Source organism: Lysinibacillus sp. NPDC059133, from assembly GCF_042755925.1.
GTDB lineage: Bacteria > Bacillota > Bacilli > Bacillales_A > Planococcaceae > Lysinibacillus.
Genome location: NZ_JBHZDH010000024.1, coordinates 1 through 25,730 on the forward strand (window position 1 = coordinate 1; position 25,730 = coordinate 25,730).

General features: G+C 37.8%; 24 protein-coding genes. 1 reads left to right on the forward strand and 23 read right to left on the reverse strand.

The genetic code is table 11. The features are described 5' to 3' along the window. Positions 1-496: ATP-binding protein (locus ACFXN8_RS13915; RefSeq protein WP_386845856.1), on the forward strand; the 496-nt coding region annotated here is incomplete at its 5' end. Positions 497-1,495: 999 nt separating this feature from the next. Here ACFXN8_RS13915 and ACFXN8_RS13920 read toward each other — a convergent pair. The 23 genes from ACFXN8_RS13920 to ACFXN8_RS14030 all read right to left on the reverse strand — a co-directional run bounded on the left by ACFXN8_RS13920 (position 1,496) and on the right by ACFXN8_RS14030 (position 25,505). Further along, positions 1,496-1,828 (reverse strand): DUF2185 domain-containing protein, encoded by a 333-nt coding sequence (locus ACFXN8_RS13920; protein ID WP_386845858.1) that lies wholly within the window; start codon positions 1,826-1,828, stop codon positions 1,496-1,498. Continuing rightward, positions 1,806-2,339 (reverse strand): ankyrin repeat domain-containing protein, encoded by a 534-nt coding sequence (locus tag ACFXN8_RS13925; RefSeq protein ID WP_386845860.1) that lies wholly within the window; start codon positions 2,337-2,339, stop codon positions 1,806-1,808. Before ACFXN8_RS13925 ends, ACFXN8_RS13920 begins: the two co-directional genes overlap by 23 nt. Before the next feature lie 9 nt (positions 2,340-2,348). Next, the gene (locus ACFXN8_RS13930; protein WP_386845862.1) at positions 2,349-3,590 is read right to left on the reverse strand and encodes a GH-E family nuclease; all 1,242 of its coding nucleotides are present in this window, start codon (positions 3,588-3,590) and stop codon (positions 2,349-2,351) included. Next, the gene (locus tag ACFXN8_RS13935; RefSeq protein WP_386845864.1) at positions 3,590-5,122 is read right to left on the reverse strand and encodes a contractile injection system protein, VgrG/Pvc8 family; all 1,533 of its coding nucleotides are present in this window, start codon (positions 5,120-5,122) and stop codon (positions 3,590-3,592) included. Before ACFXN8_RS13935 ends, ACFXN8_RS13930 begins: the two co-directional genes overlap by 1 nt. A 33-nt stretch (positions 5,123-5,155) precedes the next feature. Further along, positions 5,156-5,563 (reverse strand): DUF4280 domain-containing protein, encoded by a 408-nt coding sequence (locus ACFXN8_RS13940; protein WP_337989495.1) that lies wholly within the window; start codon positions 5,561-5,563, stop codon positions 5,156-5,158. A 148-nt stretch (positions 5,564-5,711) separates the two neighbouring features. Beyond that, a complete protein-coding gene (locus tag ACFXN8_RS13945; protein ID WP_386845867.1) occupies positions 5,712-6,443 on the reverse strand; it encodes a hypothetical protein in 732 nt (243 codons plus the stop codon). Positions 6,444-6,478: 35 nt separating this feature from the next. After that, positions 6,479-7,030 carry a serine protease gene (locus ACFXN8_RS13950; RefSeq protein WP_386845869.1) on the reverse strand — a complete coding sequence of 184 codons (552 nt, stop codon included), beginning with the start codon at positions 7,028-7,030 and terminating at the stop codon, positions 6,479-6,481. A 25-nt stretch (positions 7,031-7,055) separates the two neighbouring features. Beyond that, positions 7,056-8,186 carry a pentapeptide repeat-containing protein gene (locus ACFXN8_RS13955; protein WP_386845871.1) on the reverse strand — a complete coding sequence of 377 codons (1,131 nt, stop codon included), beginning with the start codon at positions 8,184-8,186 and terminating at the stop codon, positions 7,056-7,058. Positions 8,187-8,233: 47 nt separating this feature from the next. Continuing rightward, the gene (locus ACFXN8_RS13960; RefSeq protein WP_386845873.1) at positions 8,234-9,658 is read right to left on the reverse strand and encodes a hypothetical protein; all 1,425 of its coding nucleotides are present in this window, start codon (positions 9,656-9,658) and stop codon (positions 8,234-8,236) included. 2 nt (positions 9,659-9,660) lie between these two features. Then, positions 9,661-10,353, reverse strand: a complete 693-nt coding sequence (locus tag ACFXN8_RS13965; protein WP_386845875.1) for a hypothetical protein — start codon at positions 10,351-10,353, stop codon at positions 9,661-9,663. Between the two features lie 40 nt (positions 10,354-10,393). Then, positions 10,394-11,167: a DNA and RNA helicase gene (locus ACFXN8_RS13970; protein ID WP_386845877.1), complete on the reverse strand. Its 774-nt coding sequence runs from the start codon at positions 11,165-11,167 to the stop codon at positions 10,394-10,396. A gap of 665 nt (positions 11,168-11,832) precedes the next feature. Continuing rightward, complete coding sequence (locus ACFXN8_RS13975; protein ID WP_386845879.1) at positions 11,833-14,481, reverse strand: molecular chaperone; 2,649 nt, start codon at positions 14,479-14,481, stop codon at positions 11,833-11,835. Positions 14,482-14,504: 23 nt separating this feature from the next. Continuing rightward, entirely contained in the window at positions 14,505-15,200 is a 696-nt protein-coding gene (locus ACFXN8_RS13980; protein ID WP_386845880.1) for an iron-dependent peroxidase, read from the reverse strand. Further along, the gene (locus ACFXN8_RS13985; RefSeq protein ID WP_376075814.1) at positions 15,191-16,468 is read right to left on the reverse strand and encodes a normocyte-binding protein; all 1,278 of its coding nucleotides are present in this window, start codon (positions 16,466-16,468) and stop codon (positions 15,191-15,193) included. The genes ACFXN8_RS13980 and ACFXN8_RS13985 overlap by 10 nt, the downstream gene beginning before the upstream one ends. A 1-nt stretch (position 16,469) precedes the next feature. After that, complete coding sequence (locus ACFXN8_RS13990; RefSeq protein WP_386845882.1) at positions 16,470-18,116, reverse strand: PP2C family protein-serine/threonine phosphatase; 1,647 nt, start codon at positions 18,114-18,116, stop codon at positions 16,470-16,472. A gap of 42 nt (positions 18,117-18,158) precedes the next feature. Next, positions 18,159-18,998 carry a PP2C family protein-serine/threonine phosphatase gene (locus tag ACFXN8_RS13995; RefSeq protein ID WP_376075817.1) on the reverse strand — a complete coding sequence of 280 codons (840 nt, stop codon included), beginning with the start codon at positions 18,996-18,998 and terminating at the stop codon, positions 18,159-18,161. A gap of 6 nt (positions 18,999-19,004) precedes the next feature. Next, complete coding sequence (locus ACFXN8_RS14000; RefSeq protein WP_376075819.1) at positions 19,005-19,532, reverse strand: FHA domain-containing protein; 528 nt, start codon at positions 19,530-19,532, stop codon at positions 19,005-19,007. Positions 19,533-19,572: 40 nt separating this feature from the next. Then, complete coding sequence (locus ACFXN8_RS14005; RefSeq protein WP_386845885.1) at positions 19,573-20,148, reverse strand: FHA domain-containing protein; 576 nt, start codon at positions 20,146-20,148, stop codon at positions 19,573-19,575. Between the two features lie 36 nt (positions 20,149-20,184). Beyond that, positions 20,185-20,619, reverse strand: a complete 435-nt coding sequence (locus ACFXN8_RS14010) for a J domain-containing protein (protein WP_386845887.1) — start codon at positions 20,617-20,619, stop codon at positions 20,185-20,187. Positions 20,620-20,711: 92 nt separating this feature from the next. Further along, a complete protein-coding gene (locus tag ACFXN8_RS14015; protein WP_376075824.1) occupies positions 20,712-21,137 on the reverse strand; it encodes a membrane-associated protease 1 in 426 nt (141 codons plus the stop codon). A gap of 232 nt (positions 21,138-21,369) precedes the next feature. Further along, positions 21,370-23,538 carry a transcriptional regulator gene (locus ACFXN8_RS14020; RefSeq protein ID WP_376075825.1) on the reverse strand — a complete coding sequence of 723 codons (2,169 nt, stop codon included), beginning with the start codon at positions 23,536-23,538 and terminating at the stop codon, positions 21,370-21,372. Positions 23,539-24,066: 528 nt separating this feature from the next. Continuing rightward, positions 24,067-24,990, reverse strand: coding sequence for a serine/threonine-protein kinase (locus tag ACFXN8_RS14025; RefSeq protein ID WP_386845890.1), 924 nt, complete (start codon positions 24,988-24,990; stop codon positions 24,067-24,069). 284 nt (positions 24,991-25,274) lie between these two features. Beyond that, a complete protein-coding gene (locus ACFXN8_RS14030; RefSeq protein ID WP_386845892.1) occupies positions 25,275-25,505 on the reverse strand; it encodes a hypothetical protein in 231 nt (76 codons plus the stop codon). Positions 25,506-25,730 lie beyond the last annotated feature (225 nt).

Below are 25,730 nucleotides of genomic sequence, written 5' to 3' on the forward strand. Positions count from 1 at the left end.
TCTTCCTCATTTAAAAGAACTGCATTTCATTCAAGATAAGCAAAATGTGTTACTAATTGGATCACCTGGCACAGGTAAGACGCATATTGCGATTGGATTAGGGGTTGAAGCTTGTTTAGCAGGCTATAAAGTGTATTTCACAAGTGTCGCTTCACTAGTGAACCAATTGAAGGAGAGTCGTTCTGCAAGAACGTTACGTTCATTTGAAATGAAATTCGAGAAGTATGATTTAGTCATTATCGATGAACTAGGTTACATTTCATTTGATAAAGAAGGAGCCGAGCTACTCTTCACGCACTTGTCATTGCGTGCTGGTCGAGCTGCGACAATCATTACGAGTAATTTATCATTCGATCGGTGGGAAGAAGTGTTTCATGATCCAGTTTTAACTTCGGCTTTAACAGATCGACTCACACATCGTGCGTACATTATCAACATGATAGGTGGCTCATATCGCATTTTAGAAACGAAAGAATGGATGGATGGAAAAGAGTAAATTTTAGTGGCTCACATTTTAATTAACAAATGGCTCAAATTTAGCTTGCGAAATACATCTGGTGAAAGATGCATGAATAGAAGTTCTAGGTGAAACAGTTGATGACAGTAATCCACGCTAATTTGCCCATTTTTGCTATCAGCCTTCAGCCAATAACGTCACACATGCGCCCAACAATTGGCGAACGTATATCAGGTAGATTACCGTAGCTGAATAACTATTACAGATCAGGTTCCTTTAAAGCCTTCTGTAAATTCTTCTAGTACAAAACGATTTCTTGATAATACCCCTGGTAATTTATATGCGTTTTTTGATTACGGTCTTACCGAGGAGGCATAAAAAGCCCATTCCTCCTTGTGATTTAAGCGAGAATGAGCTTTTGAAAGTATATGAAAAGTTTGAAGTAATTAATGCTTGGCTTATTAGCTGTATCGTCCTATCTTGTTGTCATTTTGTAAACCTACCTATTTTTCATGTATCTTTAGTAGATTGATAGGTTTACCCAACTCAGTGTGAAATTTTCACAAATTAAAAACAACCTTTATCTTGTCCATGAGTAAATGCACTTGGTCTATATGTTCCGGATTTTCACCAACAAATTCAATACACGTTTCTTTCAAATATCCTTAGAAACCTGAACTGTTCATAATGATTTCGTTATATGATGCAGTGTTAATCAATATCATTATGACTTCATTAATTCAATCTCCTCAGAGTGCTCTGAAGTTCATATCCCAATAAATGTTCTTGCCACAGCGATCCATTAGATAAAAACTCTAGTAGACAGATTTTTATTTTTAATCTGTCTACCTAATGGAGCATATCATTATTCAATGAAAGGTGTTTTTATTTGTCTCATTTTATTAGGTCAATGCACGTTCTTTTGGAAAATTTAGTAATTTTACATCTTCTCTAGCCATTTTACCTTATTGTCTATAGATTTTCTTATTCCCACATCAAACTAAGAGTTTAGTTGAAATAAAAACTAATAAATGATCATCAAACTTCTTTACCAGTTAAATTATCAAAAAATCTTATTTTTCCATTTTCAGAAACTAATTGTAAGTCACTACCTATTGGTAGTTCATATATTCCTAGAATGGCCGGTTCAATATTTGCTACAGTATTAAAATCACATACTACTAAATTATCTGGATTATTAATGTAATCATCATCATCAATTTCTGAAAAAAATCTCCAACCATTATCCACTACATCCACAGATTTCTCTCTCAATATCCATTTCAATCTTGCTGTTTCATTTATTATATTTTTTGAAACAATACAAGCCCCAGCTTTTTTAATAAATTCAATAGGTTCTTTTTGATTCATATTTTTCCATCCTTTCAATTAAACTTGATCTGTATGGGAATTTTCTAGCGTATTCAATAGCTGTAATTCCTGTACTATCTTTAGAGGTTAAATCTAAGTTTGGTTGAGAAAACCACAAATTATATAACTTTTCTAATTCTTCATCTGATTTATTTAATCGAATTATATAAATTAATGCAACTTGACCGTTTCCATTTTTCTCATTAATATTAACACCCTTTTCTATAAGTCTTTTACATAATCTGCAAGTTTCTTCAATGTCATTTTTTCGTTGCCCTAGTAAAACATGCAACACAGTCTCATCTTCACTATTTTTACATAATACATCAATATTTTTATCTAATAAGAAATTACTAATTTCATAGCGTGAAGGTAAGTCAGTATTTGATAACGAAAAGAATATCAAACTTTTCCCATCAAATACTTTTTTTTCATCTTCCTCTTTGTATACTTTCATAAATTCACTTGTATTTTTTAATTTTGCAATTAAATCAATTTTTATTGTCAGCACCCCTCTTAATTATTCTATTTTATGACTCCTATTAGTACTAGGTAATTCTGGACGATAGTTATCAGTTTTATTATACCAATCACGAAGCTCTTTTGGTGTTAACTCTTCGTTTAAATATCTCTTATGCATCTCAGAATATTTGTGTTCTGGAAGATGCCCCATATCCCAAACATCTCTTCTAGGCTGACCTGGTTCCCACTCAATTACTTTTTCAGGATAGAGTGGATCTCGCACCAATCCATCTGGACCTTTTGCATTCTCAAAAGTTTTTTCTGGCACATTCTTCCTAAAGGATGGTCTACTTTTAGGATCTAAATAAGGTCTATTATCTATAACTTCTGTGATTTGTCCTTCGCCTTTAATAGTAACAGATCCATTTCTAGCAATGATCTTTTTGGCACCATCTTCACCCGTACCCTTAGGAATATCACCTTTAGCTGATGCCGCATTTTTCGATGATTTAGCAGCTGATTCGGTTACATTCGTCGCATTTTTGCTGTTGGAGAAGAGATTTAATGTAGCCTTCCCACCTTTTCCAGCTGCTTTGGCATATCCACCACCCAAGATACCTGCCGCTGATATCCCTCGATCCATCGCACTCAATTTGTCCAGTGTAAATGGATCAAATCCAAAGGCCGTTTCAAAAGCAGCTTTTGCATTGCCAACGCCTGGAATGAAATCAGCTGCGGTTGATATTGCTTGGCTGATGCTTACCGATTTAACAGCTACTGCTGCTTTCTTTGTCGCACTTTTAGCCACATTAACAGTTGTTTTTGCTGCGCTTTTAGCCACATTAACAGTTGTTTTTGCTGCGCTTTTAGCTACATTAGCAGTTGTTTTTGCTGCGCTTTTAGCCACATTAGCAGTTGTTTTTGCTGCGCTTTTAGCCACATTAGCAGTTGTTTTTGCTGCCTTTTTAACTGCCTTAACAGCTGTTTTCGCTGCCTTTTTAACTGTCTTTACAACTTTTTTTACATATTTCTTGGCCTTTTTAACTGCTTTTTTTACAGCCTTTTTAAACCTCTTGACCAGTTTGCTCTTGGATAAATTATTTTTTAGCTTCCTGGCTTTTGTCAAGACCTTGCCTAACTTTTTCTTGAGCTTTTTCTTCGCTTTTTTTAAGGCTTTCTTTAATTTCTTTTTGGCCTTTTTAATTTTCTTTTTAGCCGCTTTTTTAACTTTCCCTACAACAGGGATACTGCCTAAAGCACTACCTAGTGCTCCGAAGAATCCTTTACCCTTCTTCGCCATTAAGCATCACCCCCACCAATAGGGATCATGCCCATGACGTCTAGTGCGGATTCAAGATCAGCGCCTTCTCCCGATGTATTAGACACGGTTACAGGTGCTTTGTTCGAGCCTTCCATTGTCACAACCTGTCCCTGAATATCGGTGATTCCATCAAAAACGAGACTGCTGGAGCCACATGTCAAGCGCATTGATTCTGTTGCGCTCATGGAGATGCTTTTACCTGCAAAGGTGATCGTATCATTGGCTGTTAGTGTAAGCGGATGCTTACTATGTACTTCTATCCCGCTTCCCTGATCCAACTTTAGGAAAACAGCGCCTTCCTGTGCAGTAAATGCGACAGATTGTGGGTCTAGCTTGATGTCCTTGCCTTTTGGCGTACCCCAGTAGGACGTTTTGGGATCGGCTGTTTTTGGGTTGGAGTCGCCGCCCTTTCGTATACTGTGGCGTACAACCGCCGCTTCCTCCCGATGTGTCGGGAAGGCAAGGTGAACACTATCGCCTTCCTCTGGTGGGCTGTAAAAGCCGCTATGTCCTTCTGCAGTATATGGCGTAGCAAGTGAGAACCATGTGGCTTCTTCCTTTTTTTGTGCCTCATCAATGGATAGGTGCAGGCGTACTTGATCCTTTTTGACCTCTAATACCTTACCCTCTATCGCTGTTCCTGACAAGGAAGGAATGTTTAGTCTATCTTGACGAATACCTGCCTCGGACAGTAAATGATACTCATATGTAAGGACACCTTGTTGCATGCGTGCTATGGATTTGGCCACAACTAGCTTCTTGTTTTGGAGTTGGACACGGTCACCGAGTGCTAATGTTTTTTTGGACTCGATTACATAGGATACTGTATCCCGCTCCTCTATTGGTCGCTCGATGTCATTATGTTTTGTATGTAGATACTTAGAACGATCCTTGGCGATTGTATAGCTAGCATCTGGCAAATTTTCTAATCGACCTTCTGGCAGACCAAACCATAGCTTAGGTTTATCGGCATCTACTGCTGGTACGAGCACTGTTCGAAAATGCGAGGCCATGCGCTTTAGAAATTGCCAGTCAGTCTCCCTATATTGTAATATAAATTGCTTTAGAGGAGTAGCCTTTGACGCAGTGTCAATAACATCTGCACCCGAATAGTTAGCGAGTACTTGCTTGAGCATGGCATTATACGTCATCTTGTCGTGCTGGAAGGAGCGAGCATTGCGTTTACAATCCAAGGTAAACGTAGATGACACCGCTTCTAGCTCAATTTGGTACACACCTCTCACCATACGAACGGCCACTTCGGATACTTGTCCCTTAAAAAGCGGTCGCACACGCTGTCCATTGCGTTTTTGATAGAGCTCTATCCGATCTGAACTGCTGGCAATCTGCATACAGCGATCTTTCTTCTCCTCTGGGATGAATCCCGTAATTGATAACCTTGCATGGTCATTCATAGTTTGGGTCAAGCTGAGATCATGCAACGTCTGAACTTCATAGGGGGATACGAGTTCAAGCTCTCCGTATCCAATCACTTCCTCATACGTGTTCACATGAATACCCTTCTTTCCTCAGTGGATGATGGCTTATTCTTGACCATCATCTTCTACCTTTATCGTCCCGCAATATATGCACATATTAGTAGATTGATTGATAAGCGCGGGAGAATTCTCAATCAACTGATCAGACTTTCCGTTAATCCATGGCATCGTGACTACTGGTGTACACGGCATCGGTTTCAAGACACCGTTATTAGCCGCTGTTGCAGCTGCCACCGTAGGATTAGATAATGTTTGACATAAACCAAAGGGCTGAATATTGACATAGGGCTTATAATCCATCGTGTTCATCTTTGCCTTGTCTTTTGTATAAACGCCATGGCTTACAGGCATCTTTAATATGCTTGTCTGATCGCCCTGCGAGCACGATAATTTGGCACCAGCAACTACATAACTGCGCTGCTCATCGCCTTTTGTCTGCATTTCATCTGCCATCGAAAACCACCCTTTCTATAAGAAAAGTGCCTTCACGCTGCTTCACTTTGTACACTCAAAAGCGAAAATAATCCTTTACTAATTCGCTTTTTGGAATCCTTTATCGCGATGCGTGAATGCCTAGATATTGATTTAAAACTTTATGACTTTAGAAAATTAGTATTTCCTCTTGCATTTCTTGACTTTCCCCAAACGACTTTGTGTAGATAATTTTTTTCTTACTTTCCTCTAGCTGACCAATTGAAATTTGTAAAACCTGCATTGTATCTTCTCCTCCCATACGATAAGTAAGACCGTTCCACCTGCCTGTAATTTTTTGCTCGTCAGACGCTTCAATCTTATTTTCATATGTTAGGTCACCTAATTCGCTATGCAGTGTTTTTCCATCTGCGCTAATTTTAAAATTCTTAACGATTGTAGCTGTTGGATTTTGTATCGTTAACTGCTCATTCGCTTTTGTAATGGTAATGTCGCTTTCACCAATTTTTCCAAGCTTCATATGCTGATCAAGCTCTAGGAAAAACTTATATTCATCTTCTGTAATGCCTAATTTTTCATCATAGGGAAGCTGCTCACCTTTAGCTAGCCCGGCTATTGTTTCTAAATACCATTCTTTATTTTTTGCGAGAGAAGCTTGCATCGCTGTTGTAATTTTTTCCACTTTCTCGTTTATATCTTTTGGAAGACCGATTGCCATGACATCTGCCTTGAATGTGCCTACTTTAAAGCTTTTAGCCAAATTCTCTTTGCTCATATCTACTTTAACTGCACTACCCTGTTCAACTACTGGCTCTTTTTTCTCATTTTTTTCAGCTTCCTCTGATCCACAGCCCGCTAGTACTAATGCTGCGAAAGCAGCCGTTGCCCATCTTTTTTTCATGTTAATGCTCTCCTACTCTATGTATTGCTAGTTATCTATGCATGAAGAATCTCGTTCCATTTGCCTTCCGTTTGCACTTTGCGTAATCGAATACCTCGAAATGCTCGGCGCAATATACTTTCTGCTAGCTCAATATTGACAATAATATAATCCTCTTTAATACCTTCAATTTGAAAGAAGGTGTATGGTGCGGCTAAAGTCTCATCAATAACGAGCTTTTTCAACGTTCCGTCTAGATTGAATTCGGTTTGTGCTGAAAGACAGGCCACTTTTGGCGGAATGGAGAGCCAATATAACGTCTGTTTTAATTTCGGCATATCTACGAGAACAACTGCTTTAAATGGTAAGCGCGGCTCATATTTTTCCACTAGCTGCTTCACTGGATCAGCTAAAAGAGCAATGGGCTTTTCGATAAAATCGATATAGACATTTTCACTTTTATCTAAAATAGGAAATTGACGCTCGAGCTCATCTAGCTCCTCCATTCTTTCCATTGTTAATAGTTCTTTTTTAATAATTTTTGATAGTCCAACTGGTTCTACAGCATTCGAGATACGCTCATCCTGAGATAGAATAAAATAGTTCATCTTTTAATCTCCTTTTTCACGACATCTATTTCCAAATGACACTGGCTGTTTGGAATGGATCTAGCTTCAGATGCTCCCGTGCTTCCTTCGAGAACACGGCTTTTTCTAAATTGGCGCCTTCAAAACGGGCATTCTTGACGTTAGCCCCGATAAAGCAAGCACCTCGTAAATTAGCAAGCTCAAAATCAGCCCCCTCTAAATTAGCGCCAGTAAAGCGCACTGGGTGGTAGCCTGGCATTTCCCACTGCTGTCGATCAGTTAGCCCGCTTGCTCCCTGAGCTTGTTGGAACTTAGCACCTTGTAATTGACTATTGCTAAAATCTGCCTCATGGATTGTACTAAAACTCAAATCAGCGTCCATTAGCTGACTATCCCTTAAGTTAGCTCCAATGAGTAAGCAATTTCGCATTTGACTCTGTGCTAATTTCGTTTTCTGGAAAAAGGCATATTGAATATCTAAGTCTTCATAGTTGCCACCAGATAGATTTAAGTTGCTAAATACTTCATATGCATATTCATCCTCTAATTTTTGAGCCAGCCAAGCCTTAATTTCTTCGATATCCTTCGAGGAGAAATCCTCGCTATAGACAACTTCATTGACATCCAGAAATTCACCTATACGAATTTCTACAGCAACTTCACGATCAAGTGCTAAATATTCGGGACATCTAATAATGTCTGGCAATGCATATCTAGCAAGGCTAATAACATATTGATGAAAATGAGTCGCTTCCTTTAGCTTAATTTGCTCAATATCCGCTTGGGTAATGGCTCCCATGAATGTTTTGCTGTATAAATATAATTCCTCAGCGAATTGCTCTAAAAAGCTTAAAGCCCAACTTGCATCATAAGTAGTTAAAATAGGACGCAGATCAAAGAACCATTCCTCATCTGTCCCCTCCACTAGATAGTGATGACGCCCCTCCAGTAGCTCTGTACGCAGTATGGAGAACGTAATATGTCCAATTGGTCCTTTCTGTTGAAGGGATTGTTGCTGCTGTAGCTGACGACAAATGATTTGAAAGGATTTTCTAAATTCCTCTGCAAGCTCTTCTTTTGAGGCTTGGAAAAAATCCTCTAACGCCAAGAGATATTTCAACCGTCTTTTCTCTACTTCTGTTTCATAAAAATGCTGTAAAACTCCCTCTGCTTGCATATGTGTCTCCTTCTTTCTCTTAATTAAGAAACCCATCTATAGGGCTATTAATTGGCCTTTACTTCTTTCCCGAAAATTTGCACACTGCCATCCATCGTTATTTTACTTTCCTTGCATTTTAGTGAAATTTCTTCCTCCGCAGACATAAGAATTTTCTTGCTTGCATTGACTGAAATATCTGCCTCGGAAATAAGCTTAATATCCTTTTTACTAAAAATTTCAATACCGCTCGCTTCATTTAAACGGATAAAAATATCGTTATCCTGTGCTGTAATGACAATTTCCGTTGGACTCATCTTAATTTCTTTGCCAAAGGCTGTTCTGTAATATTTCGTCGAAGGATCATCTAGTTTATTGGTTGCGGTGCTATCTGAATTTTTTCGAATCGAGCTGCTGGCAATTCCCTCTTCTTCACGATACGAAGGGAAATATACATGAACAAAGTCGTTAATTTCAGGCATACAATACCAACCACTATGCCCCTCAGCTGTATATACCGTTGAATAAAGGAACCAATGCGCTTTGCCTTTATCCTGTTTTTCATCAATATTTAGATGGACCTTAATATGATCCTTGGCAACTTCCAACACCTTACCTTCGATGGATACACCCGAAATTTCTTCGTTAAAGGTTTCACTCTTGTTCATACCTTTCTTCGTTGAAAGTGTATAACGATGCTTTAGTAAGCCATCCTTCATCGACGTATAGGCTTCACTAACATAGAGTATGTGTTTATGAAAGGTTACGTGGTCGCCTATGGCAAGTACCTTATCGGTTTCCACTTCATAGTACATAAAGTCATGTTCTCCCATACCACCATTGCCATTCTCTGTATAGAGGAGATAGTCTGCTAGTTTTTTTCTCGTCGTATAATGAAAGTCTTCTAGCTTTCCTTTTGCATGACCAGCAGGGACACCGAAATGGAACTTTGGCTTATCAAAAGTAGCTGCAGGAACTAGTCCAGTGTTAAAGCGGGAGGCAAGTCGTTTTAAAAATTCCCAATCGGTTTCTCGGTACTGTAGGGTAAACTTGCCTAATTTCGCTCCTTTTGTAGCCTCATCGATCACATCGAGACCAGGGTAAAAAGGACTCATTGTTTTGAATAGAGATGAATAGGTCATCCCTTTATCCTGATAGGAGCAATTTTTCTTCTTAATATCGAGGAAGTAGGTATTGGAAGCAGCTTCGACTTCGATGTAGTAAATTCCCCGAATTGTATGTACCTTGACACCTAATATAACCCCCTTAAATAACGGGGTAGGTGCACCTAAATGATCGAGCTGATTCACTTCAATCGCTGAATGGACCTCTGTCATTTCGACATACTGATCTCGAACTTCCTCTGGTACGATACCCGTGAAGTGTAAAGTCGCGTGCTCATTCATTTTCTTTGTGAGCGTAAGCTCTTGAATGCTCACTAGCTTAAATGGTAATATTTGAAGATTATGATAGGCAGTTACTACTTCACTCATCGTCATACTCCTCCTATCCTTCCGTTAGGTGCAAATTGCATCGTTTCCATCATCGCTCTTGCGATTGGACGCCAAGTCTCGGTATCCTCCTCCATACAATTGAACGTACCGATAAGCGCTTTTCCATCTATCGATACAAAGAACATTAAATTAAAAATCTCACCATCAATAGCAGGTGTAATAACCTCAATAAAGCCAACTGTTTTGTCGTCTATTTTAATAACATCCGTATCAAACCATTCTGCTGCAGGCTGTGATTGCTCAAGAACGTCAATCATATCCGCCTGAAACTCAGCTACCCTCTCATCAGGTAGCGAATGTGATGTCTTATTGAAAGCTAGATTGATAGTAGATGATTCATCCGTATAAATAATGTTCGGTCTTCGTTCTGACGGATATTTTAATGAGGCTAACTTAGCTGGCATGATTGAAAATATCTTCGGCATTCGGAACGAAATTTTCCCTTCCAGGACATGCTGATCAATAACCGGCACTTCCTGCTCATCTATATTGACAAAGTCCTTGTAAAGGTCAATTGCTTCTAGCTCGGTCTGCTCTTCCTGTAAAGGCTCTTCTGGCGGCGCCTGCTCCGCTTTTAAAGCTGCTTCCTTTTGAGCTAATTCATGTTGTTCCTGCTCTCGCATTTCATTTCTAAGAGCGATAATTTGTTCATCTAAAAATTTCAACCTTTTCACCTTCCATTTCTTGAACGTTTTTTCATCAGCAGACCATCAGCTAGTCAACAATCATGCGCTTTGGTCGCCCTTGACTGTGGCCTGTCATACGACCACCGCGTTTTGATTCCAATAAAATACGGTTCAAGTATTTATGAATTTGACTATTAGAAAATGTTTGGTAATCAAGCTCTAGCCGATTGCAAATATAGAAATCGATTGCATCTCGTTGAACGCGCTCCTGATTTATGCACTCTAATGCAAAAGCTATATCATACGGATTCGCTGGGCGATTTTTTAACAGCTCTCGTGCAAAATAGTGCAAAATGATTGGATGGTATGTGCTTTTTTGAAAACCTGCATACTGACTGTGAAGATAATTAACCGTATTGTACTCAGTAGCAAAATCAAGAAAATCAGTATACTCTGAACGCAATTTGGCACCCGATTTTAATTTAAAGCGTGCTAACTCTAGCTCATTGTTTGCAAGCTCTATCGAATCATCTAGAACAATCTCTGTTGTGAGATTCCTAAAATCTAATTCATTCACTTCTTCAGCAAATCGTACTTTTAGAATTGTTTCACTTCCTGTTGCCTCATAAGGAAGTTCGTAGCTACTAGGTAGCGTATAGAGCTTTCCGTTATGCTTGATAATGCCTTTTGTAATGACGAGGCTTGTTTCTGCTACAATGATATTTGCCCCCGCAATAATGCCATTAGAATAATCTTGGAAATATAAATCTAAAAATTCTCTTGGGTAATCTCGCAAATTTTCCAGCATTTCTCGCTTTAAAATGCGGCCCTTTTGAAAATGTGGATATTGATTGGCAAACAAGCTGTCACCCACCTCTTTTCTTGTTTTTCACTGATCAATTATGCCTCGGCATAATTGTAGCTGTCGCTTTGCTTTCGCTACTGAAAACATTTGCCGCTTTCGCGCAGATAAACAATCCGTCCGAAATCGCCTTTGTGCTTAGGCCTGCATGAGGGCCGACACGATGTCGGTCATTTCGGTAATGCCACAAGACATGGCGTTTTTACCGTTGCAGGTCAGCTAGCCGTTATCGCATGGATGCGATGAATTTAGGCAAACATCCTCTGGAAACCTGATCACTTTCGGGGCTTATCCGATCATTTCTCAGAGATACCTGATCACTTTCCGGGCTTACCCGATCACTTTTCAGAGATACCTGATCACTTTCGGGGCTTACCCGATCACTTTTCAGGGATACCTGATCACTTTCCGGGCTTACCCGATCATTTCTCAGAGATACCTGATCACTTTCCGGGCTTACTCGATCACTTTTCAGGGATACCTGATCACTTTCGGGCTTACCCGATCATTTTTCAGGGATACCTGATCACTTTCGGGGCTTACCCGATCACTTCTCAGGGATACCTGATTACTTTCCGGGCTTACCCGATCACTTCTCAGGGATACCTGATCACTTTCCGGGCTTACCCGATCACTTAAGAACTTCTTTCCATCCGTCGAAGGTGTTACTTCAATCCATCAAAGAAATCCAGCTCAGACAAATCGGTTTCAAAGGCAAAGAATTCTTTGCTTCCGATAAACAGCTGCTCATCTTTCCTTGCTACTGGAACTACATGGAAGCCCCAATGATCTTCGCCTGCAAAGACAAAGAACTTCACTTCCCCATTCGTGATGGAATCCGTCTCGTCCTGCGGAATTTTATCTTGATAGTGCGATGCGATATTGTCATAAAGAACAGGTGCATAATCCTCCTGACGATTAAAATAAGTGTATTTATACGCTGTGTGATCGTCGCTGCCAGTGAGGAAAAACTCCACCTCTTTTACACCCCATGGGCGAGAAATCGTACCGTGAATTTGATTCAATCTTTCTAAGCTACTAATCAGTAATTTTTCTTGACGATTATGCGTAAAGGCACTGACAGCATAAGGGACGACTGGCGCATGGTTCGTCACTTCTGTTTCAATCATGCCAATTTTCTTGGCATTTAAATAACGAAGTGCTCCCCTTAAACAAGCTAGCTTTAACTCTGGAACTTTACCGACATTTTCAGCCTTTTGTCTAAATTCAATACTGCGTCCTGGTACAAATTCCTTTAAAGCCTCGCGAAATGCGTCTATTTTACAGGATTGTCCCGTCAATTTAATGATAGAATAGTCACTCAGTATGCCACTCTCATAAAATTCCTCTAAAAACTCTCGCACGATATCATAAATATCCGCCTTTATGAGATGATTGATTTCTTTAATGTTGAAAAAGACATTTGGAAAGTCATAAACTTCCTTAAATTGATTATTTTCTACCAACGACAGGCACCAGCGATCCACTGCTGTGACATTTAAATCACTATCGTGCTGCATATCGGCATCCGCATAAAAACGACTTCTTAATATTCCTGTTTTGCGGAAAAATTCCTTCTTCATCTCTTCTGCCATTTCCCATAAGAAATAATAATTATTGCGAACACGGAGGTACTCATCACGTGTTCGATTTTCATATTCCTTAAAGCGTGTGGGGATAATATATTCGGCATCTACAAAGGCTTTTTCGAATTGCTCATACACCGCTTCTACGCCATGATCGTCTACATATCGATAAATATCCTTACCTGGGATATCTATTAATGCATCGATATCATAATCATTTTTTCCTCGACTATAATAGTTGGCAAAAACGATTTTCATAAATTGGAAAATGCGATAGGTAATATTGTTGCCACCAAAATTCGTATCTCCATTTTCATATGTAGTATGAATATCAATTTTGTAAGAAATATGTCCGTCCTCTATTCGAAACTTACAAGAAGAAAGGTCTGTTGTTCCTCCTCCACAATCGATTACGAGCGCTTTGTATTCCTTGCCATCGAGAAAACTATCATTCTCTATTTGATTGGCGATTGTATTATAAAGAACCGACATCCCTTCATCGAGAGCATGCTCAGTTTCGATTTGGTATTCGGGTAAAATCGCACGAAACATATCTAAAAATTGTGTTTTCAGCTTAACGGGACTGGAGATATGTAAATGCTTGAAGCGACATTTAAATTGATGCTCCGCCATTCGAATAATATAAAGCATAAACTCTCTTAAAATTTGGCTACGTGGAATAAGTGCAGTATTTCCGTTAGCATCCATCACCTCTTCCAACTTGGCATAATTACTAACCCATCGCTTAATACCTTGGAATTTCGTAGCCAATGATGTATAGCTATTTTTTTTCATCATTTTTAACGCTTCATAGCCGTAGTGATAGTTTACTTGGTCTGCATTTGAGCAATCTGCGACAGTCATGACCGTCGGCACAACTTCTATCCATTCGTTTTGATGAAGTGGGTCTGGAAATTGCACAAAATTGATGCTATTTAGCTGAATTCTGTTATTTAATAAATCATGACTGCAAGGAGAGGACACATAATCGCTCTCTAAATACACACCAGCCGTTGTATTGGTTGTACCAAAGTCAATCGCAAGAATGGCATTCGTTGTTTCCAGCTGTTTCATCTCTAAATCTGGTATTGGAACCTTATAATAATGAAGATTTGTTGGCGGAAGTGGGGTCTCCTGATAATACGTCTTACAGATATACTCGGAATCTTGCTTTCTTAAAAAAATAAAGCTGTAGTTTTTATTGTTTGTCTTCCGAATACCTATTGCTTGATCAGCAGCGAAATAATATTGATTTGGGACTTCGTCATCTTTAAGGATATTAAGAATTCCACAAAGTTCCAGCTGCTCATTTACTAGCAGTACATTGGATTCAACAAGAAAACCGCCTGTTTCCACGAAATACTGATCTGGTTTATCAATCTTCATCCCGCTATATAAGCTCATTTTGGCAGGAATTTTAATGTCACCATTGTCAGACATCTGCGTTTTTAAATACTCTTGCATGGCCGCTTCTACTCGTTCAAAGCCCCCATCCTTTTTTTCTCTAATAAGAGGGTTTTCTTCAGAGCCACGGTATCTTAAAATCTTGTCAATTAACTCGTCTCTTGTCAGTGTATTAATAAGCCCAGTCACAAGCTTTTCCTTATAGCAAATATTTCTAAGCTGGAAGGTTGTCATTTCCATTAGTTCTACTCGTGTATAGGTCATATATTTCTTTTCTGTATTACGCTTATTGGCATACAGCTTATATGAATATTTAGTTGTCATTGGAATCCCTCCTCTTCCCCTATTTAGTAAAGAGCTATTCGATCTAGCTTCATCGTTTCCTCTGCATCAATAATGCCAAAATGATATTGCCAATAAACCTCCATATGAAAGCCTATTGGCAGAAAAATTTCTTGTACAAGCTGTACCTTTCGCTCATTCTGTTCTGTCTGCTTTTGACGGATGTATAAAAGCAGCTCATCCTGGTCCTCCGATTTCATATAAATCATGCAATTTTTAAAGAGCCTTTTCAGCGTATCTTTTAATAAGTAAATTTCTTCACCTGTCCGGTACAGTCTTAGCATGTTGAGCGCAACTATTTCTTGCTCCTTTTTCGTAAAGGCATGAATATTGTCACGCACCAATTTACCAAATACATCGGCCTCGATCTCCCTTAAGATAAAGCGAATATAGAACTCTCTCTTATTCATGCCCTGCATACGATCAATTTCAGCTAAAAAATGCAATCCGGTATCTAAAAGATAATTCCTAAACTCTATGTCTGAAGTATGATCAGGATGGAAAAGACCATTAAAAATTCCGTAATAGCGATAATACGGATTTACTTCAACGTGCTGGTCAACATACTGTGCATTTAATAGTTGCGGACTTAGTTCCATATAAGGTGAATAGGCTTCGGCAAGATGAAAATAAATATCCTTTTTAGAAAGTCCTTCATCCTCAGCTTTAATGAGCAAATCCCAAATATAGTTCATAGCCAAACACCTACACATTCATATTCGAAGAAATGTCGTTGCACTTCTGATACGAGGAAGCTTAAAATATCGTTTGCGATAAAGTTTCTCTCCTCATTCGCCTTAAACTTTAATAGCATTGTTTTTTTATGATTATTTTCTCCTATCATTTCCGTTAAGAAAGTGTTTGCGGAATGCGTAAAACTTGTTCCTGAGAAGGAGTCCACTATTTCGACATCTACAAGCTCAAATCGAGTAGCTGCCTCAAAAGAGTTAATCATACGAGTAATTTCACCCTTCGTTTTAACAGTAGCCGTATACTTGTTAGCGAATTTGTGTATAAAATGTTCAATTCTTCGATTTGATACAAGTTCATAATTTAATTTCCCGATCTTCGCATCTTCCATCTTGGCAATTTTTATTACCTGCCAAACCCCTGACTTATCCTGGGGTGAAACAATTGTTAATTCATTGTCTGAGCGTTTAACGTAACGAACATTATCCTCTTCGGCCTCAACAAGATAGCCATGCTCGTTTCCGATTTTACGTACGGAAAGGACATGTTCAAAATTCACCTTATCGATAGCAGGGACGGGAAACCCGACATTTTTGACCTCATGGCGTTCAATATTCCATAGCGGAACCATATTTAGGCGTTTTTTGTCCTCATACTCTTCTAAATCAATGATTATTTCAGTAATTTCAGCATCCTCATTTAAAGGTGAGCAATCTACCAAATTGACATTAAAAAATTTATAGACGAATGGATGATTAATGGTTTTCCATGGTAAACCATTTATTTGGAAAAGCGGATACAGCTTGTTTATCTCTTGCAAATAGTCCGTATTTTGTGTAAGGCTGACTTTAATCTCTACTTGTCCTTCTGTTGTTACTAGCCTTCCATTAAAGAGTCTCTGCTCAGCAAGCAACTGTTGAATTTGTATGGAATCACATGCTAAAAATAAGGTGAACAGCACTGCAGGTTCATTGTATTTAAGTGATTCAAGCAGTTTTTTTATTTGGATTGATTTACTTTCTAAGTCAGCTGGTCGCATCGGGAATAAGCATTCATGAATAGGGTCAACATCCTCCTTAGAACTTAACGTCACATAAATATCAAACCTATTCTCAGCATCATCTATTTCATTGAATATACGCTCCTCAAGCCTTTTGTTCATGTCATCCTGATAATCGATTAAATTTACAAAAACTCCACTTACAATATCCTTTAGCAGTTGACGTTGCTCTAAATCCTCTATTTTGCGTAACCGTTCAATCATGAGCTCTTTTATCAAATTATTTTCCCTCTTTCATCACTTCAGCATCAGATGGCTCACTAGCAGCTGTCCCTTCATTCGTAGGCGGTGCTGCCTGATCAGGTGGCGCTGTATCGGCAGCTTGTGCTTGAGGAGGCGGATTTAATTTATCATTGGCGTTCATAACCTTTCGCTCAAGACCTAAAACCTTGGACAGCAGCTCTGTCTCCTGATAAATTTCCTGTGCAAGTGTATAATATTCAATCGCTTTCCCGAACTCTTGGCGTGCATAGCTCTGATCTCCGCTTTTTTCTAAGCCTTCAGCCTTTAATTCCTTCTGGGCCTTTTTCAATTCGACAATTTTAGCCTCTGTTTCTTCTATTTTTGTCTTTATTTCAGGTTCGCCAGTATAGGCAATGGTCAGGGCTTTTTTTCTGGCCTTTTGATACGTTTCAAGTGCCCCATTGTAATCCTCTGCCTCAAATCGAAAATCTCCATCTTTCACAGCTTCAGCAATTTGTACAATGGTATCCATATTAGCGATTCTTTGTTCAACTACTGCTTTCCCAAAGTCTTTAATAAGCTTTCCTTCTTTTTTAGCCTTTTCATATGACTCAAGGGCATCGTTAAATTTACCTTCTTCCGCTGATTTATCTCCACTGATAATCAGATCGGTAACTCTTAATTTTTTAGCTAGTAAATTTCTATGTATTGGATCCTTCAATTTTTTGGCCGCATTTCTGCCTTCACTATATTCCAGCAGTGCCTTATCATAAGTTCCATCTTGAAAATACTGGTTTCCGCTCTTTTCATGATCTTTCATCTCGATGGTTAATTCAGCCATTTTTTTGGCTTGCTTTGCCTGATAAAAAATCGTGCCTCCACCTACGACCAAAGCTAGCATTAATGCAGCAGCAATCATTTTGATGTATTTCATTTTTTTCTTATTTGTTTCCTGGTAAACCTTGTTAGCAAATATGGCTGCAACTGTGTAATTATTGACAACTTTCTTTTGCCTGCTTAACAGTACCTCTTCTAATACATCAATGTATTTCTCAGGCTCTTTTGCATCTTCCAACGCATCTGCCATTTCAATTTCATTGACATCCTCCCAAAAGCCGGCTGTACAAAGCACTAGTACATCGTCATCCATTAACTTCATTTTCTTTGAAACAAACGGCTGAAACTCTTTTGGTTTGCCCAGATAGTTGAGTAAATTAGTTCTTTCCTCGTGCTGGCTAATATCGAGCGAACGATTCCTATCATTCACTAGCTCATGCGCTAAGCTTTGATCCGTGCTTTTAAACGTTAAAGTCCCATTACGGAAATGATACAATCTCGAATTTCCTGCAACGGCAACAATCATCTTTGAGTAATCTGAGACGACAATGACAATACTAGCCTTCAATCTCACCCTTAAGCTTTGAGCTTGAAGAATATCTTGTGCATATTTTAAATAATGTTTAATTCTCCGTCTGGACATGGATGGCTTTTCCATAAATTTTTCTAAAATTGCCTTTACAGCAAGCTCTGCACTACTTATTTCCTGATCGGAATCTAACCCTTTTACAGCTACCCAGCAGGCTACATCGTCCAGCTCTGTATAGGCAAAGTAATCTTTATTTTGCAAAAATGAGCCCGCTTCGGATAAAAAGCTTGTTTTAAAGTTGCTATTTTCCTTTCTCATGATTACTCCTCCTTATTTACTGACTCATTGAAAGACACATGATTACCATGTTTTTTCTAATATAACGATGGTTGCATTATCTTGATTTTTTAAGCGTTTTTGTTCAACGGCTTTTATCATGTCTTGAGCAATATCATAGGGAGTAGCTTGCTGAGAGAGAATTTTCTCCATTTCAACCTCTGTTAAAGTATCATAGACGCCATCACTAAATAGACATACTTTATCCCCTCTATTTAGCTGAATCGGACTTTTTCCTATATCCATATTTTTAAAGCCTTCATACCCTAAATAATTGATAAGTCTCTTTTTCAAAGGATTTTCCTGCACCTCAAGCTGAGATATTTCACCAGATATATATCGCTCAGTTAACACTGATTCAAAAATATGCTTTTGATTAATGGCCTTAAATTCTCCATTTCGAAAAATGGTAATGACACTATCTCCAACGGCTCCCCAGTGAAGAAATCCGTTATCATCAATAACGGCTGCCACTAATGTAGTACCACCGTTCGAGCCATTTAAATTTTCAACAATCATATGATTACTTGCAAAAGCGGCCTCCTTAAAAAATTTTTCTAAAGTATTTAGACCGCTAAGCTTTTTAAATTCTTCAATAAATGTATTGACAGCAACCGTACTTGCCATTCTACCGTTTGCTAAGCCACTAATGCCATCTGCTAGGACAGCAATTGTTCCATCTTTCGTTTCAGCTGTAGAGAAATAATCATCCTGCTCATCACGTCTGCCAATCGTTTGTCCATTTCCGATTGCTACTTTGTTTTTTTCATTTTGTGGCGCAAGCATGTTTCTAATGATTAATAATGCAATGAGTACAACGATAAAAATAAGCGCAATTATGTATGGCAGTAGTTTCTGATCCATTCGTCATCATTCCTCACTGTTGTTGTTTTCCCATTCAAAGTGAACACCACATAAGGGAATAAAAAGAAACATACTTCTGCCTAACTGAATCACATCATACGCTGCAAGCTCCGTTGGCGTATAAATCGCTTCATTATTAAGATAGGCTAAGCCTGATGCATCTCCTGGAAGTAGATAAAAGTTTCTTTTTTTAGGATCATAAACAATGACTGCATGGTTGCGCTGAGAAATCGAATTATCTCCAACAATACGAATGTGCATATCCTCAGCTCTACCAATAAAGTTTTTTTCCGATAAAATTCGATAGTCTCGGCCCATTTGAGGCCCTTCAATACAAACGAGCCATCCCGTAACTGGATCAATTCCATCCATTTCTCCAAGGTATGGCATCGTTTTATCATCTAGCTCTGCTACAGCTGTTTGCTGACTACTTGGTCTTTGCTCCTGTTCCACCATTACGTTGCAATACGGACATACATTTCTATGTCTTCTGGAACTAAACATGTGACCATTTGTGCATCTAATCAAACTCATTTTCGCTATCCCCCGTCTATGTTTACGAATTTACTTGTCTCTATTTCACTAAAATTCGTGTATTTGCTATGTATATCGTGTCTCCATTACCTATTGGGTAAGGGTTTTCGTGTTTTATTCTGTTTTTAACGCGCTTATGAGCTTTTTTTAGTCCAACACCATTTACCGAATCAATATCCTCTATGTACCATACTCCAGAAACATTATTTAATACGGCATGCTCATAGTTAATAAGCGATTCATATTCTGTACCGCTTAAGTCGATATCTGCCTTATTGTCAGCTGAACTTTTCCCAATAAGTAATGACGTTTGGTCACCTATCTCCCATTCATCTATTTCAACTCCTCGATCATTGAGGAGGACTAATTTTCGAATTTTTTTATTTGTCACATTGTAATTTGTATCTCTTGCTTCATACTTTATAGAGCCATAAATAATTGCTAGTATGACCAACATTAGTCCAATAATTGTTTTCAAAATAACATCCTGATTCATGACAAATACGTATAGAATGAAAAAGAAGGCGATTGTGACAATAATAATATCGATTATTTTTATAATCATTTGTTTCTTTGGGTTTTCAGTGTATGCATCCATTGAATTTTGGTCATACATGGTATCACACTCCTTCATACTAGCTATGGCTTCGTTTTACTTGTTAAAAAAACGTTCAAATAAATCAGTTGTATCTAGTGGATTTTTCTTTGCATTCTTATTAAGGGTTGATGACATTTCCTTTGTTTTAGGATTAAAACCAAAAAAATGCTCAAAGTTCTTTTCTAAATTGTCCATATTAAAGTCTGGCTTTTTTTCAGTAGACTGTTGGCGGGCAGACTGTTTTTCATTTGTGTTTCCAGCACTCCAACCTTGACCAGCCCCATCTAGTCGAGCATCATATGCCTCTCTTGAAGTTTGATCCTTCAGTACTTTATATGCCTCTGTCACGACTAAAAAAATCTTTTCAGATTCTTTGCTTCCACCGCTCACATCTGGATGATGCTTTTTTGATAGTTTTCGGTAAGCGAGTTTTATTTGTTCTTGCGTCGCATCTCTACTGACACCTAAAGTTGCATAGTGTGTTTTCATATTTTTCATCCCCATTATTAGGATTATTCAAAATTATCTAAGGAACTATGAAAGTCCCTTAGATAATATGGAGTAGCTATCAAGCAGAAATCTTAGACAGCGTAGCCGCCTTCGATTTTCGCCAAGTCTGTTTTGTCTTTCTTTTGCTTAATGAATAAGTAGAATTCACCAATACCTTCTGTGTCACCATACTTTTCTGAATAGTCAACGACGAAAGCATTTGGGAAATGAATTTTTCTTACTACTTGATCAGCTGAAACAACCTCTAAAGTTACTTTACGGTAACAGTCAGCCTTTTCAGCTGGTACTAATGACCATAATCCTAATTTCATCGTATCATCAGAATTGTCACCATCAGTTGCAGTAAGGATTTTACCTCTTATTTTTAAAGTTGCTCCTACATCTGTAGAACGTGCGTTAGAGTCATCTGGAGTATCTGTTTCATACTCAACAGCCATAATGCTGTCTAACCCTAGTTCAATTGCTTCTGATCCTTCTACTTTTAATACAAAACCCATTTTTAGTACCTCCTAATATTTGTTGAATCGTCTCAAAAAACCGCTTTAGGTGAAATGAATAACTAGTTGTATGCATTCCTCCATGCTAATGCAAATATATGATGCATTAGCATGGAGGAATATGTAATGTTTTCACCTTGCAATTTATGGAAAATTCTATTTATGTTAAAAGATTTATGAATAAATCTTATACATACGACTTAAAAAGTTTTTGAGTGTATGTGTAAACTTGTTAGGCCTTAACAGCACTGCTTGCCTTTGTAATCATGACTTCAAGATTCTTCACATTACCGTTAAACACTAGGTCAATCTGACATGTGCTTGTTTTTTCATCGATAATGTAGCCGATGTCATCTCCATCGTGAATAACGGAGTTTACATAGCCTTTATCATTAATCCATTTACTTTTTTGACTACTTGGATTATTACTAAAGAATCGAACGATATTTTCGTGTTTAAAGTCACCAGATTGGAATCGTAAAATTCTTTCAATATACGTACTAACTTGAGTTTTGTAGATTGAATCGAATCCATCTTCCTCCATCGCTAGACTTCTAGCTTTATACACTGTAATGCGTTTAATGTCTTTATCTTGAAGCTGTGCATTTTCTGAAGAGAATACAAAGCCAAAGCTTCTGCTGTTAATGGCATCTTTAATGTTATTAGTAAATCCTGAGATTTCTTTTGCCATTGTTGTAACGGCTCTTAGTGAGTTATCACCAGCTTCAATATCGAAGCGTACACCAGGATAATTTCTCTGAACGTTTCTGAAAGAGTCTTTCAAATATTCTGGACATTGATAAGCAGAGACAATACCTGCCGCTACATAGCTAGCACCAACATAAACGCCCTCTATCCAAAGCTTTAAAATATCCTCTTTTTCTTTAGATAATCGCGCTCCATTTTCTGTTGTCTGCATTCTTGTATCAATGATTACACCTGATTTATCTTTAGGAATAATAGTGAAGTTCGGTAAACACGGTATAGCAAACTCACTATAATCTTTTCTAATAAGCACTGAGCATTTATCGATCAGGCGATCAATACCTGCAGTAGCAATTCCATTGAATGTCGTTTCTTCTTCTGCCATGAAGTTGAAGAAAATTTGTATTTTATAATCTTTCACAGTATCAAGAAGGATGGATAACGATTCCATTGTATTGCCATCTTGCTTCGCAACTTTATCGTTCCCTTTAAATCTAGCTCTGCTTACTTTCATTTTTCCGGAAGCTTCTAGTTCTAGTGCAGGGACAATTCCGTACCATACCGTATCTGTAAAGTCATTTTTGGAGTTAACAGTATTTAAATACGTGCGTAATCGTGGTAGATTATTACTTTTAACGAGCATATCTAACTTTGTGTTCGTTACAAGTAACGAGGGCTGCATACCTTTGTTTTTAGTTGCATACTGATCAAAGTACATTTTTACGCCTAATAGTTTTTCAACTAATGGCTTCACTGTTTTTACAAATTCATCCTTAGCATCCTTATAGAATTCTAAGTATGTATTGTAGTTTTGTACCTCTGTCTCTACATCAAATTCAGCTCTCACGGCTGGCAATGGAGAGAAGGTTCTTACGACTAAATCTTTGACATAAGAGGATGGTGATTCTGTAATCGCCTCATAGTCCTCTTCAAAAACTGTGCTTAAACCATAGTTACTATTTTCTTCAATAACCATCAGTTCAGAGCTATTATTTTGTGGTGCCTCAATGATTTTTAATTCACCATTGTCACCAATTGAAAGCGTCCCAATTTGTAATTTTTCGGATTCATCTTCATCCTGATTAGCACCTAACAATAGTCTCGTTTTAATATCTTCAATTGCTAAAGGAAGCATCGCCATGACATTGTTGTAATTTCTACTTGCCACTTCAAACATCAGGTTTAGCTTGTCCCCTGTATCCAATTTTTTTGGATCGCCTTCATCTAATTTGTCATATTCACCGTATAGGTAATGGATTTCTTTTCGGACTTGTCGAATGTCGTCCATAACCTTTTTAGGAGAGATCATATCGAGCAAATTTTCAAACTTAAAATCAACATTTGCAATGCCCTGACTTCTTTTCGTATCAATGAGGGTAAATAACATCTTTAAAAAATCATTATTTTGATCAATTGCTATTTCAGAAATACAGTCATCTTGAATTCCTTCTGGTTTCTTTAATGTATACATAACCTTTTGGTTAGCAGCATTGTAGAATGAATAAACCGTTGGAGAAAACTTATCTAAAAACTCGTCGAAGCTTTTGACAAGAAGATTTTCATTGATTTCTTTGATTTTTTCATCACTAAGACTGTCAATCCCTTTTACATCTCCAACAAGCGTAATTAAATCCATTTTTTCCGGATTTATTTCCTCAAAGAGCATGGTTCTGTTTGTTTGACTAATAATCTCCATTCAGTCGGCCGTATAGTTATACAGCCATCCCTCCTTTTTGTAACGAATTTCGAGTAAGCATAATCATTTAGTGAGTAGCAATGGTGGCAATGTACAAAAACACCTAATCCGAAACTTATAAGTAACAAAATGGTAATTCGAAGCGAAAAATCAGCAGCTTTTTTCATATGAGTTTGTATGTAATTATGTACATCAGTTACTCATACTAGAATTACTAGTGAACCTATATTTTCACATGCTTACTTCACTGATGACATTATGTATCACAGAGTAACTATACAACATCTGATTTTATTGTCAATATTTACATTAGGATATTTTGTAAAGTAAATGTATTTAACTGGGGTATTGGTAAAAAATAAACATAGTAAAGTTTATGATATTTTTATAGAAATAAATGTATTTATCCTTTATTTTTACTAAAAAAACAGCTTATGGAGTGAAAACCGGTAGTCCATAAGCTGTTATTCAAAAATATGTTTTAAACTAAAAAACGATACTATAGAATCAATTTTATAAAAAAAGTAGTCATTTAGTATCAAAAGAATCAAAATAATCCTTTATCCTATTGACAATATTTTCGAAACCAACAGCCAGTTCCATAAATTTAAGTGAAGAACATCGTTTTTTTGCATGCACTGCCAGACCCCACATAATAGTTCTAGATAGAATAATACTCACTTTCTCATTATATTTTCTCACATTTTCAATTTTGTCTTCGATTATGCGTTGTGAGCTATCCATTGGGATAATATCTGTTAAAGAGTAATAAAATGTTGCAGCCAAACTATAAATATCTGTGTATACACCTTGCTCAGATATATTCGAATATTGCTCAAGAGGGGAATATCCTGGACTCGTAAATATTTGATAATCTTCAGCAGTTTTATAATAAATTGCGGAACCAAAATCTAGTAGATATGGATTACCTTTAGAATCTATCATAATATTATTTGGTTTAATGTCACGATGGAGTATGCCTTTTTTATGTAAATAGCTTAAAGCATCAATTAGAGGGAGGAATACTCCTGTGTACAAATGGTCTCTATTATTAATAGGATAATCTTTTAAATATTGATCTAATAAAGTTCCTTCATAATACTCCATAATGATATAAATCGATTCATTTTCCTCAAAATGGTCAATATATTTGACGATATTGTGATGATTTATTTGCTGTAAAATGAATGCTTCATTTAGAAAAATAGCTTTTAAATCCTCGAATTTCTGCTTTGTTGAAGGCAAACGATTAATAACTGTTTTATTATCTAAATCCCGCAAAGCAATGTCATTGGGAAAGAACTCCTTAATAATTAGCTGATTTCCATCATTGATATTCTCCGCCATATAAACAAAGGACAACTTACTAGTTGCAAGTACTTCTATTATTTTATATGTATTGTTCAAAACACTGTTTGCCGGTAAGCTCAATTCAACTTGAGTCGTTTGCATTTTTGATCTATCATCCCTTTCAACACATAAACTACGAACAATTTGTTACATATTCAATGCGAAATATGTAATCTTTTTAACTAAAATACAAATTAATGTAAGTATATCAATATACACCCTTATATTAAATAGTTATCTTATAGTAGTTCTACATGGAATGGTGGGGATAGGCACAATGTGGGGTGGGTTTGCTTATTTTTCCTGACATTTTGCTGGTCCTATCCATCTTTTTGTTTTCTTTCCGTCGCTTCGGCTCTTCCTTCCGTCGCCCTGCCTTCTTTCCGTCACCTTGGCTCTTCCTTCCGTCGCTTGGACCTTTCCTTCCGTCGCTTCGGCTCTTCCTTCCGTCGCTCTTTTTTCTTTCCGTCACCTTGGCTCTTCCTTCCGTCGCTTTCGACTTTCCTTCCGTCGCTTTCGACTTTCCTTCCGTCGCTTTCGACTTTCTTTCCGTCGCCTGGACCTTTCCTTCCGTCGCTTCGGTTCTTCCTTCCGTCGCTCTGTTTTCTTTCCGTCACCTTGGCTCTTCCTTCCGTCGCTTTCGACTTTCCTTCCGTCGCTTCTGCTCTTCCTTCCGTCGCTCTGCCTTCTTTCCGTCACCTTGGCTCTTCCTTCCGTCGCTTTCGACTTTCTTTCCGTCGCTTGGACCTCTCTTTCCGTCGCTTCGGCTCTTCCTTCCGTTGCTCTGTTTTCTTTCCGTCACATTGCTAATGTCTTTCAAAAAAAGAATAAAAAAAGCGTCC